The sequence below is a fragment of the Variovorax sp. PBL-E5 genome, assembly GCF_901827185.1.
Taxonomy (GTDB): Bacteria; Pseudomonadota; Gammaproteobacteria; order Burkholderiales; family Burkholderiaceae_C; genus Variovorax.
This window is the reverse complement of sequence record NZ_LR594673.1, coordinates 1-16,563: the sequence shown is the minus strand read 5'-3', so window position 1 is coordinate 16,563 and position 16,563 is coordinate 1. Positions and strand designations below refer to the sequence as shown.

The window sequence follows — 16,563 nt, the reverse complement described above, 5'->3', positions numbered from 1 at the left end:
TAGAAGTTCAGTTCGACATCGTGATGCCGGCCGCCTTGATCAGGCCGGTCCAGCGGACGAGGTCGCGTGCCAGGAAGTCCTGGAATTCCTTGGGCGTGCCGGCGGTCGGCACCGCGCCGACGGACTTCAACCGCTCGAGCGCGGCGGGCTTGCGCAGCGCGTCTTGAATGGCGGCATTCAGGCGCGCGACGACGGCCGGCGGCGTCTTGACGGGCGCCACGACGCCGAACCAGATGCCGACATCCTCGAAACCCGGGAAGCCGGCCTCGGCCATGGTCGGTACGTCAGGGAACTCGGGTAGGCGATGGTTCACGCCCGTGATGGCGATCGGCTTGAGCTTCTTCGCCTGCACGAATTCCTTCAGACCGGTGGTCGGATTGAACATGTAGCTCACGCGGCCGGCCATCACTTCGGTGACCGCCGGTGCGTTGCCCTTGAAGGGCACATGGATGGTCTGGATGCCTGTCTGCGTCTGCAACAGTTCGCCTGACAGATGCGCGGGTCCGCCCACGCCGGTTGATGCGTAACTCATCTTCCCCGGATCGGCCTTGGCCAGCGCCACAAGGTCGCGTACCGAGTTGATCTTGGAGTCCTGCGCCGTGACCAGCACTTCGGCCATCGTGGCAAGGTTGGATACCGGCGTGAAATCCTTGGCCGGGTCGTAGGGCGCCTTGACCATCATGATCGGGTTGACCACAAAGGTTGAAGGCACGAATAGCACGGTGTAGCCGTCGGGCGGCGCCTGCTTCACGAACTCGGTCGCGATCAGGCCGCTGGCGCCCGGCTTGTTGTCCACCACCACCGGCTGGCCCAGCGATTCGGCCATGCCCTGCGCGACGATGCGCGTGACCGTGTCCAGTGCGCCACCGGCCGCGTAGCCGATGATGACTTTGATCGGTTGGCTGGGGAAGGCCGATTGCGCAAACGCGCCGCTAGCCGAAAAGAGCAGGGCCGCGGCAGCTGTGCCGACTCTACGACGTTGAATCCACATGACGTTGTCTCCTTTGAGATTCCAGGAATGGGCCCGCGTTACTGCGGCTTGATGCCAGCGTCCACGGCGACCTTCTGCCAGCGCGCGTATTCGGAGCGCACCAGCTCGTCGACGGCTTCCGGCGTCGACGAGAACACGCTCAGGCCTTGCGCCGCCGCCAACTCGGTCATCTCGGGAGACTTCACGATCCTGGCCACCGCCGCGTTGAGCTTGTCGACAATCGGCCTGGGCAGGTTGGCGGGGCCGGTGAGGCTGGTCCAGGTGCTGATCTCGACGCCGGGATAGCCGACTTCGGCCAGCGTTGGCACGTCTGGAGCGATCGCCATGCGCTTGTTGCTTGCGACCGCGAGGATGCGGATCTTGCCGGCCTTGTGCTGCGGCGCCAGCAGCGAAATCACGTCGACCACCAGGTCGATCTCGCCCGACAGCAGCGCGACCAGCGTGCCCGACTTGTAATTGACGTTGAGTAGCTTGGTCTTGGTGAAGTTCGAGAAGTACTGCGTGGAAAGCACGTGGAACGCACCCACCGTCCCGGCGCTGATGCTCTCGGGCTTGGCCCGCGCCAGGCTGACCAGTTCGGGAATCGTCTTGGCCGGCACCTTGAGGCTGATGGCGATCGCGAGCGGTTGCGAATACACCATTGAGATCGACGTAAATCCCTTGAACGGATCGTAGGGCAGCTTGGCGAAGAGCAACGGGTTCAGCGCATACACCGAGCCGGCCGAGAACAGCAGCGTGTACCCGTCGGCCGGCGCCTTGGCGACGAGTTCGGCGCCGATGATGCCGGTGGCGCCGGCCTTGTTGTCCACCACCACCGGCTGGCCGAGCTCGGCGCCGAGCTTCTTCGCGAAGACGCGGCCAATGGCATCGATGCCCGTATCGGGACCGAAGGGGATGACCATGCGCAGCGGGCGAGTCGGATAGTCCTGCGCCGCCACTGGCAGGCCGGCCCACAGCGAAGCAACGGCAATGAGGCCGAAGGCGGTCAGGGCACGGCAAGTAATGCTTCGAGGAGAAAGGCTCATGAGTGTCTCGATGGATCCATAAGTTCCCATTGGGAAATATTGTTTCCTGTAAGGATATCATCATATGCGAAAATGCTATGCTTATGCCAGCGTCAATCAATCGGTCGAGCACCCACCCCCTCAAGACCATGGCGACACCCTCTCCAACCACCGAAAGCACCGCGCCGACGGCGATGAAATCGCTGCGTTCGGCCCTTCGCCTCCTTACCGAATTCACCGGCGGCCAGCCGCGCTACACGGTCACCGAATTGGCGACCAAGACGGGGCTCACCATGAGCCACACCTCGAAGATCGTTGCGGCGCTCTGCGATGCCGGGCTCGTGACGCGGGATCCGGGCAGCCAGACCTTCTCGATCGCGGTGAAATCCTTCGTGCTTGGCTCGCAGTTCTTTAACCATGACCAGCTGTCGCGCGAGGCGCTCGGCGTGCTGCGCCGGCTCACCGAGGAAACTCGACACAGCACGCGGCTGTCGGTGCTGGACGGTGACAAGGTGGTTTACCTGATCGGTGTGAGCGGGCCGCTCTTCCTCGATTCACCGTGGCGCATGGGCACCTACCTGCGCATGCATTCGACCTCTGCCGGCCGCGTGTTCCTGGCCTTCATGGACGAAGCGATCTCGACCCCCTTGATGCGCGAGTTGCCGCTCGAAGCCATGACCGAGAGCACGGTGACCGACCGCAACGAATTCCAACAGCTGATCGTCCAAGTCCGCCAGCAAGGCTTCGCCGTCTCGCGCGGCGAGAACACGCCCAACCTCGCGGCGATCGGCGTGCCGGTATTCGACGCCGCGCGCCGTGCCGTGGGCGTGCTGAGCGTGACCTTTCCCAGCCACATGGTGGCCAAGGAGGAAGAGCCGACGCTGCTGGTGCCGCTGATGCGGGCCGCCAGCACCTTGTCGCAACGGCTGGGCTGCCCCGTCTATCCGTTCGGCCCTCTTGCCTGAGGCCGGGGCGGCCATCCACCTCCGGGCGCCTTTCGGCCCGTGATGGGGTTGGTCGCTGCCAGCCAAGACCCGCTACGCGCACGCAGGCCGGAGGAGCGAAGTTCAACATGCGAACCGGCGTATCGCGGCGACCCTATCCCGCTGCTGGCCCTGCGGCTACGCTGCCGAGGCATCGAAATTCAAAGATGTCGGGAGACGAACGTGAGCCATTTTCCAAGCCTGGACTGGTTCAAAGAGGCTGCCCGTTCCATTGAGAACGACGAGGAGTTTCACCGGCATGGCCGCTGGTTAAAGGCTCGCATCGCCATCCGAGTCGATCAGGCCTGCTGGGTCATGCATTTTGATCGGGCTCGGTCCTCGAAGTGCAGGAGGCGTTCCTGCAGCAGTTCGCGAATGCGTGCCAGCCTGGCCTTGCGATTGCCGTTGGCCAGGAGCCCATAGTGGCGGACGCGATGGAAGCCTCGGCGCTTCACGACGCACAAGGCAACCGTCCACCAAGGACAGCCACTGAACCAACGTCTGCTTGCCGCTGAAGCAGGCATCGACGCTTGCGGCGCGAATGACTGCAGGCCGAGTTCGGAAGTCTAGCCTCGGCCAACGACAGCCCGCTCCCGCTGCGAAGCCGCCGCCCGCCCTGCTCGCCTTGACTTGCCGCTAGTGCCCGGCCTTGGGGACTGCCACAACGTGGCCGGCGTTGCTGCCCGCCCGCGGACCGCCCATCGCCATGACCAGGCCCGCCGACAAGACCGCGGGCACTGCCAACACCAGGAAGATGGTGCTGCTCGGCAGTCCCGCGCGAATAAACTCCGCCCCGACGATCGGTCCGATCATGGACCCCAAGCGACCGATACCGAGGCCCCAGCCGATGCCGGTCGATCGCAGCGCGGTCGGGTAGTAGCTGGCAGCCAGCGCATTGATGGCCGACTGGCCACCGACGATGCAGAAGCCCGTGACGACCACGGCCGCGAAGAGCTGCAGGAGCTCGATCCCCGGACGGCCGATCAGCAGGATGGCGATTCCCGCGACGACAAAGCACGGAATCAGCACCCGCCGGAAGCCGGCCCGGTCGATGACGAGCCCGAGCAGCACGGCACCGACCGCGCCGCCCGCTTGCAGGGCGGTTCCCGCGAGCACGGCATCCGACAGCGACAGTCCGGCGTCGCGCACGATGGTCGGCAGCCAGTTGGACAGGAAATACAGGTTCAGCAGGTTGAGCAGGTTCACGCCCCACAGCAGCAGCGTCATCTTCGCACGGCCATCGGTGAAAAGCTGCCTGACCGGCGCGCCCTTGCCGGCCCGTTCGTTGACCCGGTAGCCGGCCTCGCCCGAGCGATGGAACGCGGGATCGATGCGACGCAGCCAGCGATCGACAACGACATCCCTGCCACGCAGGACCAGGAACTGCAGCGACTCCGGCAGGTGGAACACCATGGCGACCGCGACCGCCAGCGGCAGCGAGCCACCGACGAGGAAGACGGCCTGCCAGCCCCAGCGCGGCATCACGGCGGCGGCGACGAATCCGGCCAGCACCGCACCGACGGTGAACCCCACCGAGACGACCATCAGCACGGTCACGCGGCGCCGCAGGGGCGTGTATTCACCCGCCAGCGCCATGGCGTTGGGCAGCACCGAGCCGAGCCCGAGGCCGGTGGCGAAACGCAGCAGCATCAGCTCCGGCAATGTCCGCACCTGCGCCGTCGCGAGCATGCAGAGTGCGAAGAAGAAAGTCGATCCGATGAGCACCGGGCGCCGACCGATGCGGTCGGCCAGCATGCTCAGCAGCAGCGAGCCCACCAGCAGGCCGGCCAGCCCGGCGACGAACACCGGTCCCAGACTGGCCTTGTCGATCTTCCAGTCCTGCACGATGGCGGGCGCGACGAAGCCGATGACCTGGACATCGAAGCCGTCCATCAGCACGCTCAGCCCGCACAGCAGGAGCGCGATCCTCTGGAAGCGACTGAACCCGCCATCGTCGATCAGCTGGCAAACGTCGGTTTTTTCGCTGACTTCCATTTTTGTCTTATATGGACGCCTCCCGTGTGGCAAGCGAGTTCTTGAAGTTCCGGCTGGCGGTAATGACTGCGGTCTTATATCCAGCCTGTTTGTGCAGATCGGACCGAAGCCCGCCCACTGGCCTTGATGGTCATGCGCAAGGTCGGTGCTCATCTCCGGTACGGGCTTCGCACAAGGCTTGCCCGGACAAAAATTCAGCTTTACCCGACCCGCGGTCCGACCGCTCCACCATCACTTCATCGACTCGACTCACGCACTCTTTGCGGCTTCCACTCCTATCGGTTGTTGTCTCAGGTTGTTGATCTAAGCTGCCTGCGCTTGCGCGCCGCAGCCACTTGGCGGAGTGCTCTTCCACTCCGATCGGTACACCCGACCGTGCGCTACCAGCGCCCAGGCCGTGCGGGCCATCTTGTTGGCCAACGCCACCACCGCCACGTTCGGCGGCCGGCGTCGCAGCAATTGCTCAAGCCACACGGGCATGACCTTGGCGTGCGCAATCACCGAACGCGCACCGTGGATGAGCAATGTCCTCAGGTAGGGGTCGCCTCGCTTGCTCAGATGGCCGATGCGAGTCTTGCCACCTGTACCGCTGTGCGCAGGAACCAGCCCCAGGCTGGCTGCGAACTCGCGCCCCGAGCGCCAGCCGCTCGCATCGCCCAGCGTGGCGGCCAGCGCTGTCGCACCGAGCACGCCGATGCCGGGCACTTCGCGCAGCACGCGCGCCTGGTCGATCCGGCGTTGCTGCCCGGCGATCTCGGCTTCGAGCCGATCGATGCTGCGCTCGACCTCCTTGAGCGTTTCGAGCTGCAGGTCAGCCAGCCGGCGCATCAGCGGCGACAGTTGATCGTCGATCTCGGCGCGCTTGACCCCCATCGTCTTCAGTGCGGCCTTCTTGCCGCCCGGGAGCACGACACCGAACTCATACAACAAGCTGCGCAGCATGTTGATCGTGGCGGTGCGCACGCTCACCCAGTGCGACCGTGCCCGGTGCAGCGACATCACCGCTTGCTGCTCGATTGTCTTGACCGGTGCCCGACGAATGTCCGAATGCTGTGCCGCCAGCCAGATCGCGCGTGCATCGGCCGCGTCATCCTTGTTGCTGCGCACAAACGCGCGCACCTGGCGCGCCGGCTGCCGCTGTGCGAAGAACTCGCCCAGCCTGGCTCGAGCGAGCTTCTTGCGCCCGATCTCACCCGTCTCGCCATCAACCCAGTGCAGTTGCATCACGTTCTTTGCAATGTCCAAGCCATACGTCGTACGATCCATTTCGGGGCCTCCGTCTGTAAGTGGTTGCTGCATAGAACTTCCACTTTGGCACTCGATGCCGTTGACTGCGAGGCCCCCTTCATCACCTGTGTCTCCACAGTTCGCGGTCGATCAGCGAGGGGGAGGCGTCCATACCATCTCCAGTTGTTGTTGGGGCGCGCGCCGCCGCTGCCAGTCAACGCGCGCGCAAGGGCGGCACCTTGAGTCCGGCCACCCGGTGCTGCTCGATCAGGGCGGCGACGCGACCCGTGGCCTTGGCATCGCGGACGAACTGCTGCACGAAGAGGGCGCCCTCAGGGTGCTGCGCGTCCGAGCCCACCGACTGCTGCACCGTCATGAATGCCCCCGGCAGAATCCGGCTGCCGGGCCACGCCTGCTGGTCGGAAAGCAGCTTGGGGACCAGGCTGGCCAGCGCGTCGATGCCGCCATGCCTGAAGTGCTCGAAGGCCTCGTCGAAGGTGGCGCCGTGCATCAGGCTGGCATGTTGCAGGTGGCTGGCCAGCCAGAGCGCGTAGGCGCTGCCGCGAAAGGCGGCGATCCGATGCGGCTTCCGGTCCACCTCGTCGGCATGCCGCAGCGTGGATCCCGGCGGCACCAGGTAGCCTGCCTCGATCTCCACATAGGGCTCGGCGAAGCGGATGCGGTCGGCGCGCGCCGGGTCGGCGCCGATGAACGCGACCGTCCAGGCACCGCTGCCGGCGGCGCGGACCACTTCGGCCGGCGTGTCGCAGGCCATGAACTCGACGCCAACGCCGAGCGCGCTCGCCATCGCACGCGCCATGTCCGGCGCCACGCCGCGCCATTCGCCGGCTTCCGACCGGCCGGACACCAGCAGGAAGTTGCTGAGATTGAGCGCGGCGCGCAGGACACCGTCCGGCGCCAGTTGTCGCCCGGCCACCTCAGGCAGGCCGCGCGTCGGCGAGGAGGAATTGCTTGACAAGTCTTGTGTAGACATCGGGTTGGTCCACTTCGATGTTGTGAGCCGCGTCGTCCACCCAAACGAGCCGGGCGTGCGGAATCGCCTCCTGCACCCGCCGCGCGCTCTCCATCGGCACGACGCCGTCCTGGCGCCCGTGCAACAGCAGCACCGGCAGTTCGAGCTGGGCCAGGCGCGCGACCAGCGCGTCATCGCACGCCAAGCAGGCACCGTACTCGACAGCCAGCCGGCGATTGGCGGCGATGACCTCGTCCGACTTGGTCTCGGCGCGGCGGCGCTCGGGATGGGCGTAGGTCCGGGCCAGTTGGGTGGCCGGGTCGGCTGCAGGCCGGGGCATGTCCGGCGGCCAGAAGCCCGCGGGACACTGCAGCACGAGCGATCCGACGAGTGCCGGACGCTGGACCGCGAGCCAGCTCGCGACCCAGCCGCCGAAGGAATGTCCGGCCACCCGGACCGGCCCGCCGATCACCGTGTCGATGAACTCGCCGATCCAGCGGCCGAGCAGCGGGACCGTGGCCGCGACCCGCGGCGGCGCCGTGCCGTCGAACCCGGGCAGCGTCGGCAAGTAGATGGTGAAGCTCTGCATCAGCTCTTCCAATGCCGGCGTGATGCGCACGCCACTCGCAGGATGCAGGCAGAGCAGCGACGGCCCCTGGCCGCCGACGAGATAGCGGACCTCGCAATCGGCCAGCGGGGCAAGCAGGTTCTGCATGGCAACCACGTTCCCGCCGCCTAGCGAAGCACGGTGTCGAGCACGCGCAGCAGGTTGCCGCCGAGGATCTTCTGCGCGTCGGCCTCGACATAGCGGCTGCGCAGTTCGGCGCCGAGGAAATCGGCCGCGAGTGCCTGCGGTCCCAACTGGTCTTCCATGCGATAGATGCGGTAGTCGGCGCCGAATTCGCGCGCGCCCTTGCCCGCCACCGAGTCGTAGCCTGGCAGGTAGGGCTGGATGCGTCGCGCATCCTTGGCCGATCGGTGCCAGTCGTCCTGGGCGCAGACACCCACGTGGTCGACGCCCACCAGTTTGACCAGGTAGTCGATGTGCTTCATCAGATGGGGCATGCTGCCGGCGATGCGGGCATCCGGGCAGATGACGCCGCCCTTGGCTGCCGCGGCGATGATCACCTCATCGGGGGCGGCGCGCCGGATGGCACTGTTCTTCACGCCGGCCCATTCGACCTTGGGGCCCTGGACCATCAGCTCGCGCGCCATCGAGTGCGAGAAGATGGCCGGATGCTCCGACAGCGCGACCGCGTCCATGGCCGTCTTGTCGCCGACATGGGACAGGTCGAGCACGACACCGCGCCGGTTCAGCACCCGCACCGCCTGGTGGCCGATCTGGCTCAAGCCGGAATCCTGGGGCGACGAGAAGCCGCAGCCGTAGTAGCTGTTCTCGCGGAAGGCCAGGGTGCTGCAGCGCAGGCCCATGTCGATGAAGGCCTCGAGGAAGTTGATGCTGTCGCTGAAGGGCTTGGGATTCTGCAGGCCAAGCAGCACGCCGACCTTGCCAGATCCCAGGCGGGCCAGGTCCTCCCGGCCCTGCACGATGAACGCACCGGCGTGCGACTCGACGACGCGCTTCACGGTCTGGAGATTTTCCATCGCCTCCAACGTGTCGTCCCATGTGTCGTTGGCGGTGCAGCCGGCCAGGGTCACACCGAGGCCGATGCACTCGTCCAGGAAGGCGCTGCTCAAGTCCTCGAACCACGAGGCGCCGACGGCGTTGACGATCGGGACGATGTTCTGGTTGGTGTTCACGGTGTCTCCTTGGGGTGCAGGTGTGCGGGAACGCGATGGGCCAGAGACTAGCCGGCAGCTCCGTACAGCGATAGACAAGTATTTGCGATTACGATCAGGAAAATCTTTCACCAAAAGCGATTCGAATGGCGATGCGGATGAAGTTTCAGCAACTGAGCACGCTCATCGCGCTGGTCGAGGCAGGCAGCATTCGCGGCGCTGCACGGGCGCTGAACCTCACCCAACCGGCGCTGACGGCCCGGGTGGCGGAGCTGGAACGGGAGGTCGGCGCGAGCCTGGTCAATCGCTCGGCGCATGGCACGACATTGACCCCCATCGGGCGTGCACTGCTGGTGCACGCCAAGATCATCGACAACCAGATTCGGCGTGCCGAGGACGAGATCGCGCAGCTGAGCGGTCGCGGCGTGGCGTCGGTCTCGATCGGCGCGTCGCCCCTGGCAGCGGTCGAGATCCTGGCGCCGCTGCTGCTGCCGCTGGCGCGCTATGACGCCAACGCGCACCTGCGCGTCATCGAAGGGCAGTTCCAGGAAATGTCGATGGCGCTGCGCGAAGGCGCGCTGGACCTGGTCATCGCCCCGATACCGCTGGGCAAGCCTGCCAACAAGACCTTCCACTTTGAGGAGCTCGTGGCCTACCCGATGCATGTGGTCGGCAGGGCCGGCCATCCGCTGGAACGTTGCAAGCGGCTCGCAGGATTGCAAAGCGCCAGGTGGGTGGTCGGCGCGGCAACCCACAACAAGCGCTCGACGCTCGAGGAACTCTATATCCAGCACGGAATGCCGGCGCCGACGATCGCGGTGCACGCGGACGCGATCACGCTGGTACTGGCCAGCGTCACCTCGAGCGACCTGCTGGCGCTCCTGCCGCCGCCGCTGTACACCGGCTGGCCGGACAGGATCCGGCCGCTGCCGATCGAAGACGCGATCCGTCCTTTGCGCCTCGGGCTGATCACGCTCGCGGGCACGCCCCTGACGCCGATTGCCGAGCGCTTCGTCGCACTCGTGCGGCAGCGGTCCGCCCTGTTGGCGAAATCATTGGCGGCGCGTCGACGACGTTAACCTTTGATTGGGATGGCAGAGCCGGCGGCTGCTTGCGCCGGAAACCTGAGGTGCCGCAATTGATCGCGGCCGGCAGGATTCAGCCTGGCCATGATCCGTCAAATTTTGGGACGTAGAAGGAGCGTTTCCTTCAGACTGATCGCGGTTGTCCGACCGAACCGTCCAGAAATGGAAGATCACTCTTTTAGCCAGGTCTTCTTGATGCCCGCGAAATCCAGCTTCTTCCATTCCTCTTTCCACAGTTGGTAGTACGGAATGTCGGTGGACGACGGAGCTGGGCTTCGCCGCCGGCCAGATAGCGACCGAGCCACTTCCTGGCCGTTGGCGCAGTGACGCCGTGCGCGGCTGCCGCTTGCACGGCATCAAGGCCTTCCAAGGTCATCTGTTTGACCATCTCGATTCGGCGGGCAAAAGTAAGTCGGGCATGCTTATGGGTGTTCATCCGGTTGGGCGTCCTGAATGGATTGGGTGTTTGGCGACTTCCAGTCTCTCAAACCCAATCCGGATGAACACCGGATACAACCTATTGAAGCTTCACATCTAGAGTTGCCAGGACTATGTCCGGTGAACTTGGGCGACTTCCGTGTGCGGTGGCGTCGTCGGCCGAAAACTGGAGATAGTCGGGCGCGGGATACAGTGGCGCAGCCAGTGCGTGCTGGCCTTTCGAAGCTGCTGCGCATCGACCCCCTCGAGGCCGTCCGCGGCCCGCGCCAGGAACGCCTTGATCGCCTGATAGAGACCCGAAGCCGACCACGGCACCGGCCGCTCGCGCTCTGAGTCAAAGCGCGCCAGCACATGGATGCCCTGGTTGCCCACGGCGCCGACTTGGCGCTCGAAGCCATGCCGCGCCAGCTCATCGCCAAGCTCGTCGACCAGTTCGGTCGGCACCGGCACCTGCCGGCTGCGGCCGCCCTTGCCGACCACCGATAGCAGCCAGCCGGTCGCCATCAATCCATCGGCGGTCTTGTAGTCGACTTGCTCCAGGTCCTGGCACCTCGCGCGCGTGATCTCGGCCAGGCGCAGCCCTGTCGCGTAGAGCCAGCGCATGCCGCGCCGAAGCCGCCGCTCGGCTTCCGTGTCGACATGGTTTTTCAACAACGCGTCGACGTGGTCCCACTGGGCGAAGGTCAGGGTCCGGCTCGAGCCCAGCGGCCTCTGCTGGTTTGACGGCAACGTCACGCCCGCAAACGGATTCCCCGTCACGTAGCCCTGACCCATGAGGAAAGCAAACAGGCTCCTCAGGATGGTCAGCGAATGCCGCAGCGCGGCCGGGGCCAAGGGCCCCTCGAGCGGCCGCCACAGGGGCGACCAGCGCTGGCAATGGCGCGGCCCGCACCAGGTCGCCGGCGGATCTGCGAGAAAAGATTTGTAGTCAGCCACATCCCCCACCGTCAACGATGACAACGCCTTCTGCCGTTCAAGGATCGCCCACAGCAGCAGCCGCTCCGCCTCCTTGCGATACGCCCGCTGCGTCGGCGAAAGTTCGCCATTGATACGTCCCGGCTGCTTCGAAGCCAGCCAGACGCCGATCGCCTCGTGGTCATTGCGGGCCAAGATGAGACATTTCTCGATTGGCGCACGAAAGCGCCCCGCACGGCCATCCAGATCGGCCGGCAGCAGGAATTTCTCGAAAGGGCGGATGGCGGTGGCTGCTGGCACGACGTCGGCCAGGGTAGCCGGCGACAGTTGCGCACGCGGCTGGTCCACGTGCTTCCCGACCCGCAGCCCCAGCACGGCCTCGTTCGCATGAAGCCACTCGAGGATTCGTGAGCCCTTGAGCGCCCCCACGCCCGGCACCTGCACCCACCAGCGTGCGCCGATGCCGTTGATGCGTTCGACGAGCATCGCGAGTGTCGGGACGTCGGCGCGCTCGAGGCGGCGGGCCAGCGAAGGATTCAGCCACGCCCCCACGCGGTCGCCCGGTCGCGGATCCTGCGCCATGAGGCCTTGCAACCAGCGCAGCGCTTCGAGCTGGCGCTCGATGACGCGGGCGCGGCGCGCGGGCTGGGCCGAAGCGCCCTGCCCGCCCCTGCCCTGCCCTCCACTACCTCCTCTCGCACTGGGCGGATAGGCCTCTTCGTAGGCTTCAAGCTGCTCGGTTTCCGAAAAATCCTCCATGCCCTGCGCTTGGGCGAACTCGGCCAGCGTCGGTTGCTTGGGCGCCGACTTGATCCGATCCGGGTCCAGCAGGATCAGCCGGGCGGTGCCCGGCTTGTTCTCACGCCTGGCCGCGGCCGCGAATTCGTCGCGGATCCAGGCGATCGTTTTTCGGACCGTCCGCAGATCCGTGTGCTCACCTTCGAGCCGCAGGTACCGGTCCCAGCTCGCGCGCTCGTTGAGGCCTTGGGCCAGGGCCCTCATGAAGGCGAAGTGCCCGCTGTGCAACTTGCGTGGAAGCGCTTTTTTCCTCATGTCGGCCACGGCGGGTCGCGGTCCTTGTCGGCCGGGGATCCCCAGAATTTCCACCAAGGCCGCGGTGTTGCCAGCGGCTGCGGCGGCAGTTGCGCCAGCTGGCTCGCCCGCATCCGTCGGCGCCGCTCGACTTCGAGGGCATGGGCGACCCCGTTGGCCTCGCGGTCGCCGCGAAGCGCCAGAGTGCGCCAGGACACAGCCAGGCGCTCGAGCTCCTCATCATCGAGGTGGCCGAGTTGCTGTGGGGTCGGCACGGCGGCCATGGCTGTGACGGTAAACCGATTAGAAGCTGGACGTTTGGGCGGATGCATCAAAAAGGGTGCGGCAGTGGAGATGGCACTGCCCTCCTCCTCTTCGAGGAGCGGAATCGCAGGTGACCGGATTAGACGGAAGATAGGCATTATTATCATCAATGCCATTTTTCGATGCCGCTGGCGGCATTTCTCGAGAAGGCCTTTTCAAGCCTTTGATTTCATTAGAGATTTTTTAAGCTCTGGTTACTGGCGATTGAGCCCTCCTGCACACGAATGGAGCGCGAGTTTGACGAATCAGCGAATATCCATGGCCCCTCTTGCGTCTCAGAACAGAAGTTTGCATTCACTATCAATTGACTTGGCTTGCATAACTGCACCGAATGAAATCGAAGCTCTTGGTCTGGCAGCGGCCTTCCAGCATCGTCTCGATCAAGTCCGAGAAAAGGGACCAGAACTGCGGCTTCAGACGCGCACTGGCCGTGGCACTGGGGTTTTCAGGCCGTCCACGGGTTGATCACCTTCAGGCCCATCGCCTTGAAGGGAGCGTCGTCGCCGGTTGCCACCACGAAGCCGTGGATTGAGGCCACGGCGGCAATCATGCAATCGGCGACTCTGACACTCAACCCGTTGCGGCGCGTCGAGTTCATGAGGTCGGCGTAGGCTTCGGCGGCTGCGACATCAAAAGGGAGAATGCGCCCTTCCAACTCGTTGAGCACCTTGCCGTTGGCCGACTCGAGGGAGCGCTTGCGCGCACCTTCAGGCAGGCGCCCTATCCCTTCGAGCAGCTCCATTGCGTTGACTGACGTCGTATAGAGGCCGTCAATTTGTTGTCGCTCCAGCCACTCCATGACCACGGGGTTGACCACGCTCTTGCTTGGTTCCGAGAGCACGTTGGTATCGAGAACGATCATTCAAAGTTCGCTGGTTGACTGACCTCGTCCGAGCGCTTGAACAGCGCGTCGACTTCCGCGTCGGTATAGGCCTCCTCGCCAGCCGCGGCGAGATCTGCAGCGAGCTCGGCGTTGATACGTGCGAACCGGGTGCCGAGTCCTGGTCCCTTCGGCTGGGTCGCTTCTACCAGAAGACGGCGAGCCACACCTTCGACACTCCCGCGCGCCGCTCTGCCCGCCTGATTCGCCGCCATGACTTTGAGCGCGAGATGCGCCTCCTCGGGAAGGTTTCGGATGATCAAGGTGGGCATTGCTATCACTCCTTTAAGAACGATATCGTTATGATAGCTATTTTCTGACTCGATAGCAAACTTCCGAGGGCGCAGCTGCTAGTGGTGGACCGTCTAGTGGCGGTTAAATCCCAATGGCTCTCACATTTGCTCCTCTCTCCCCGCTTCGGCTTCACATCGTCTGGACTCTGCGCAGCGCATTGCCAATCGCAGCCTCCAAAACTTGCTGGTTGGAGTTCGAGAGTACATCGGGTAGGAGCGCGATCGTGATCCCGCCGTTCTTTGCTCGCACCAGACTACCGAGCGTCCGACCTTCGGCCTCGACGTCGAGCTTTTCCGCGCGTTCAAAGCCCGGTTTCTCGTCGAGCAGCCTGGCCACCACCATCGCCGGGGCCAAGCTGTGGCCGCGAAGCTTTTCGACGCGCTTCAGCACCCCGCGACGATCCTTCTCCATGGCCGTGTTGATCTGCTCCGCATGCCGAAAGCTGATCTCCAAAGGGCTGCGAAAACACGCCACAACGGCAGGCGGCAGCTGTGCGACCAGCAACGCCTTGCGCACCCATGTGTGACTCACGCCTAAGGCCTCGGCGAGCTGGCGCTGTGTTGGGAAAAGCTGCTCCTCCAGCGCTCGCTGGTACATCAATCCTTGCTCGTAATTCGACAGATCGGCGCGCTCGCGGTTCTCCCTATCCATGGCCGCGAAGAGCGCCGCATCCCCCATTTCTTCGACCCATATGGATGTCAAAACAGGGATTCCGAGCTCGAGAGCGGCTCGATGCCGGCGATGGCCAAAAACGATCTCGAACTGACCGGCCTCGTCTTTCAGCGGCCGCACCAGGATCGGCTGGACATTTCCACCGGCGTGCTCGATATCCGCCTTTAGGCCTGCGAATTCACTGGTTGCGAACGAGGCGCCATGCCGATTCGCCCAGCGGCTCGGTCGAATCGACTTCGGATCCATCTTCCGCGTCGGCAACGAGCCCTCGTACTGATTCAGCCTTTCTCGCAGTGCCGCCATCTCGCTCTCGGCGTGCTGGATTTGGCCTCGGAAGGCCATCATTTGACCGGGACCGGTACGCGGTCCCGTCGATCCTCCGACTGCCGGTGGAAACCTGGTTTCCACGGCTGCACTTGCCAGAGGTGGCAAGTGGGAAATTGTTGGGGTAGAGCGCTCCGAAGTCGAGGCCACGGTCGCCTCGGGCAAGGTCAGACCGGCAGTCAGTGTCTCGAGCCGCTTGCGAGTACTAGCCATGATGGATACTCCTTTGGGCAATGCTTGCCCCTTTTGGCGTAGGACGGATGAGGCTCGTGCGGGGCTTCGGAGCCACCCGGTCCAAGCGTTGCCGCGCGGCGATCGGGCGAACGCAGGAGATCAGAGGCGGTGGAAACCAGGTTTCCAGCATCGCGCTATTCTTACAGCCATGAGCGCCGGCTGCGCTGGAAACCAGGTTTCCACGTTCCTCGATCAGGCATTGAGCAAAGACGCCTTTCACTGTGGAGTCCTGCCCTGCACTGCCCACGCGCCGACCACGGACTGCTCAACGAGTTCCACAAAGGAATCGTAGGCGTCGACGGCGCGCTTATAGGTTTTGGCAGCGCCCTCGTATTTCTGCACGTCGTAGACGGTCGCAAATTCCGCCGCCTTGTTGCTGGTCACGCTGGTCTTCGGGATCTCCACGGGCAGCGTGTACTCACCGTACGTGGCCTGGATCCACTGCCGAACTGCCGGCATCGCTGGGTCTGCGGCGTCCACGCGGCTGAGCAGGACATGCAGGAAATCGAAAGCCTTGCCCTCGCGATCCTTGCTTTGGCCATCCAAATTGCCGCCCAAATCGGCTAAGAGCGACCAGAACTGCGCGGACGAAGCGAAGTCCAGTCCGGATGGCGGAACCGGCACCACGATGCCGTTGGCGGCCCATAAGGCATTGATCGTCACGTAGGACAAGGAAGGGGGCGTGTCAATGACGATCACGTCGTACAAGTCGCGCACAGACTCCAGCCCTTCGTTTAGGACATCCCAGAATTTTGCTCCGGGTTGCTGCATCTGGCGGGCGGGGAGGGCGAACTCAGCGGAGAACAGGAAGGGCGCCGCCGCCACCAGGTCAATCCCGTCCCAGTAGGTCGATCGGATCGCATACCGGATGTCGTTTTCCGTGCCATCGCAGAGCGGCCCAATCGTCATGTCTTCCGTCACCTCGGCCTCGGGCAGCAAGCCGTGAAGTGTGGTCAACGAGCCCTGCGGATCGGTGTCGATCGCCAACACCCGGTGACCGCGCAGACTGAGGCCCTGGGCGAGCACCATCGCGGTGGTGGTCTTGGCCACACCACCCTTGAAGTTACCGACTGCAATGGTGATCGCCTTCCTCCCGGCCGGTCGCATCTTCTCGCCCCGGTATGTCTTCGTCCACCGGCGCAATTCGTTCAGTCCAAAAGTTCGCTTGCCGCCCGAGGGGGTCAGGCGCCCGGGGGGAAGATCGTCCTTGGTGATGCGATACGCCACATGTGCCTTGTCGACTCCGCACAGCGCGGCCAGCTGCGCCGTCGAATAGACGGGTGGAATCTTGCGTGCCTCAGGGGCGAGCAGCATGCCACGGATCTGCTCGACCATCGATCCTGCGCGTGTCGCCAACGCCGCGATCTTCTGCATGTTGATCGTCTGGCGCGGTCGGATCTGAGTGCTCGTGGAAACCAGGTTTCCACCGACCTGCGGGATGGGAACTGACAT

The 16,563-nt window shown here is 64.6% G+C and carries 15 protein-coding genes and 1 pseudogene; 2 read left to right on the top strand and 14 right to left on the bottom strand.

Annotation, left to right across the window (positions count from 1 at the left end; genetic code table 11):
* Positions 1–7: 7 nt before the first annotated feature.
* Together WDLP6_RS31925 and WDLP6_RS31920 are read right to left on the bottom strand one after the other, a co-directional pair.
* A complete protein-coding gene (locus WDLP6_RS31925) occupies positions 8–991 on the bottom strand; it encodes a Bug family tripartite tricarboxylate transporter substrate binding protein (RefSeq protein ID WP_162595307.1) in 984 nt (327 codons plus the stop codon).
* A 38-nt stretch (positions 992–1,029) separates the two neighbouring features.
* Positions 1,030–2,016 (bottom strand): Bug family tripartite tricarboxylate transporter substrate binding protein, encoded by a 987-nt coding sequence (locus WDLP6_RS31920; protein ID WP_162595306.1) that lies wholly within the window; start codon positions 2,014–2,016, stop codon positions 1,030–1,032.
* Between the two features lie 128 nt (positions 2,017–2,144).
* Here WDLP6_RS31920 and WDLP6_RS31915 point away from each other — a divergent pair, with 128 nt between their 5' ends.
* A complete protein-coding gene (locus WDLP6_RS31915; protein WP_162595305.1) occupies positions 2,145–2,960 on the top strand; it encodes an IclR family transcriptional regulator in 816 nt (271 codons plus the stop codon).
* A gap of 654 nt (positions 2,961–3,614) precedes the next feature.
* Here the strand turns inward: WDLP6_RS31915 and WDLP6_RS31910 are convergent.
* The 5 genes from WDLP6_RS31910 to WDLP6_RS31890 form a co-directional block, all read right to left on the bottom strand.
* A complete protein-coding gene (locus WDLP6_RS31910) occupies positions 3,615–4,973 on the bottom strand; it encodes an MFS transporter (protein ID WP_162595304.1) in 1,359 nt (452 codons plus the stop codon).
* A 303-nt stretch (positions 4,974–5,276) separates the two neighbouring features.
* Complete coding sequence (locus WDLP6_RS31905; RefSeq protein ID WP_162595303.1) at positions 5,277–6,239, bottom strand: IS110 family transposase; 963 nt, start codon at positions 6,237–6,239, stop codon at positions 5,277–5,279.
* 175 nt (positions 6,240–6,414) lie between these two features.
* Positions 6,415–7,194, bottom strand: coding sequence for a transporter substrate-binding domain-containing protein (locus WDLP6_RS31900; RefSeq protein ID WP_162595302.1), 780 nt, complete (start codon positions 7,192–7,194; stop codon positions 6,415–6,417).
* Complete coding sequence (locus WDLP6_RS31895) at positions 7,139–7,888, bottom strand: alpha/beta fold hydrolase (protein ID WP_162595301.1); 750 nt, start codon at positions 7,886–7,888, stop codon at positions 7,139–7,141. Before WDLP6_RS31895 ends, WDLP6_RS31900 begins: the two co-directional genes overlap by 56 nt.
* A gap of 20 nt (positions 7,889–7,908) precedes the next feature.
* Complete coding sequence (locus WDLP6_RS31890) at positions 7,909–8,934, bottom strand: dipeptidase (RefSeq protein WP_162595300.1); 1,026 nt, start codon at positions 8,932–8,934, stop codon at positions 7,909–7,911.
* Positions 8,935–9,059: 125 nt separating this feature from the next.
* On the opposite strand from WDLP6_RS31890, the gene WDLP6_RS31885 reads away from it, so the two are divergent.
* Entirely contained in the window at positions 9,060–9,992 is a 933-nt protein-coding gene (locus WDLP6_RS31885; RefSeq protein WP_162595299.1) for a LysR substrate-binding domain-containing protein, read from the top strand.
* Positions 9,993–10,263: 271 nt separating this feature from the next.
* Here the strand turns inward: WDLP6_RS31885 and WDLP6_RS31880 are convergent.
* The 7 genes and pseudogenes from WDLP6_RS31880 to WDLP6_RS31850 all read right to left on the bottom strand — a co-directional run.
* A pseudogene (locus WDLP6_RS31880) lies at positions 10,264–10,434 on the bottom strand (leucine zipper domain-containing protein); the annotation flags it as partial.
* Between the two features lie 113 nt (positions 10,435–10,547).
* The gene (locus WDLP6_RS31875) at positions 10,548–12,404 is read right to left on the bottom strand and encodes a phage integrase family protein (protein WP_162595787.1); all 1,857 of its coding nucleotides are present in this window, start codon (positions 12,402–12,404) and stop codon (positions 10,548–10,550) included.
* Positions 12,401–12,823 (bottom strand): hypothetical protein, encoded by a 423-nt coding sequence (locus tag WDLP6_RS35265; RefSeq protein WP_232077629.1) that lies wholly within the window; start codon positions 12,821–12,823, stop codon positions 12,401–12,403. Before WDLP6_RS35265 ends, WDLP6_RS31875 begins: the two co-directional genes overlap by 4 nt.
* A gap of 329 nt (positions 12,824–13,152) precedes the next feature.
* Positions 13,153–13,569 carry a type II toxin-antitoxin system VapC family toxin gene (locus WDLP6_RS31865; protein ID WP_162595298.1) on the bottom strand — a complete coding sequence of 139 codons (417 nt, stop codon included), beginning with the start codon at positions 13,567–13,569 and terminating at the stop codon, positions 13,153–13,155.
* Positions 13,566–13,859, bottom strand: coding sequence for a FitA-like ribbon-helix-helix domain-containing protein (locus tag WDLP6_RS31860; RefSeq protein ID WP_162571159.1), 294 nt, complete (start codon positions 13,857–13,859; stop codon positions 13,566–13,568). The genes WDLP6_RS31865 and WDLP6_RS31860 overlap by 4 nt, the downstream gene beginning before the upstream one ends.
* A gap of 151 nt (positions 13,860–14,010) precedes the next feature.
* On the bottom strand, positions 14,011–14,895 hold the full coding sequence (locus WDLP6_RS31855) for a ParB/RepB/Spo0J family partition protein (protein ID WP_232077627.1): 885 nt from the start codon (positions 14,893–14,895) through the stop codon (positions 14,011–14,013).
* Positions 14,896–15,327: 432 nt separating this feature from the next.
* A partial coding sequence (locus tag WDLP6_RS31850) for an AAA family ATPase (RefSeq protein ID WP_162595296.1) occupies positions 15,328–16,563 on the bottom strand: 1,236 nt, incomplete at its 5' end.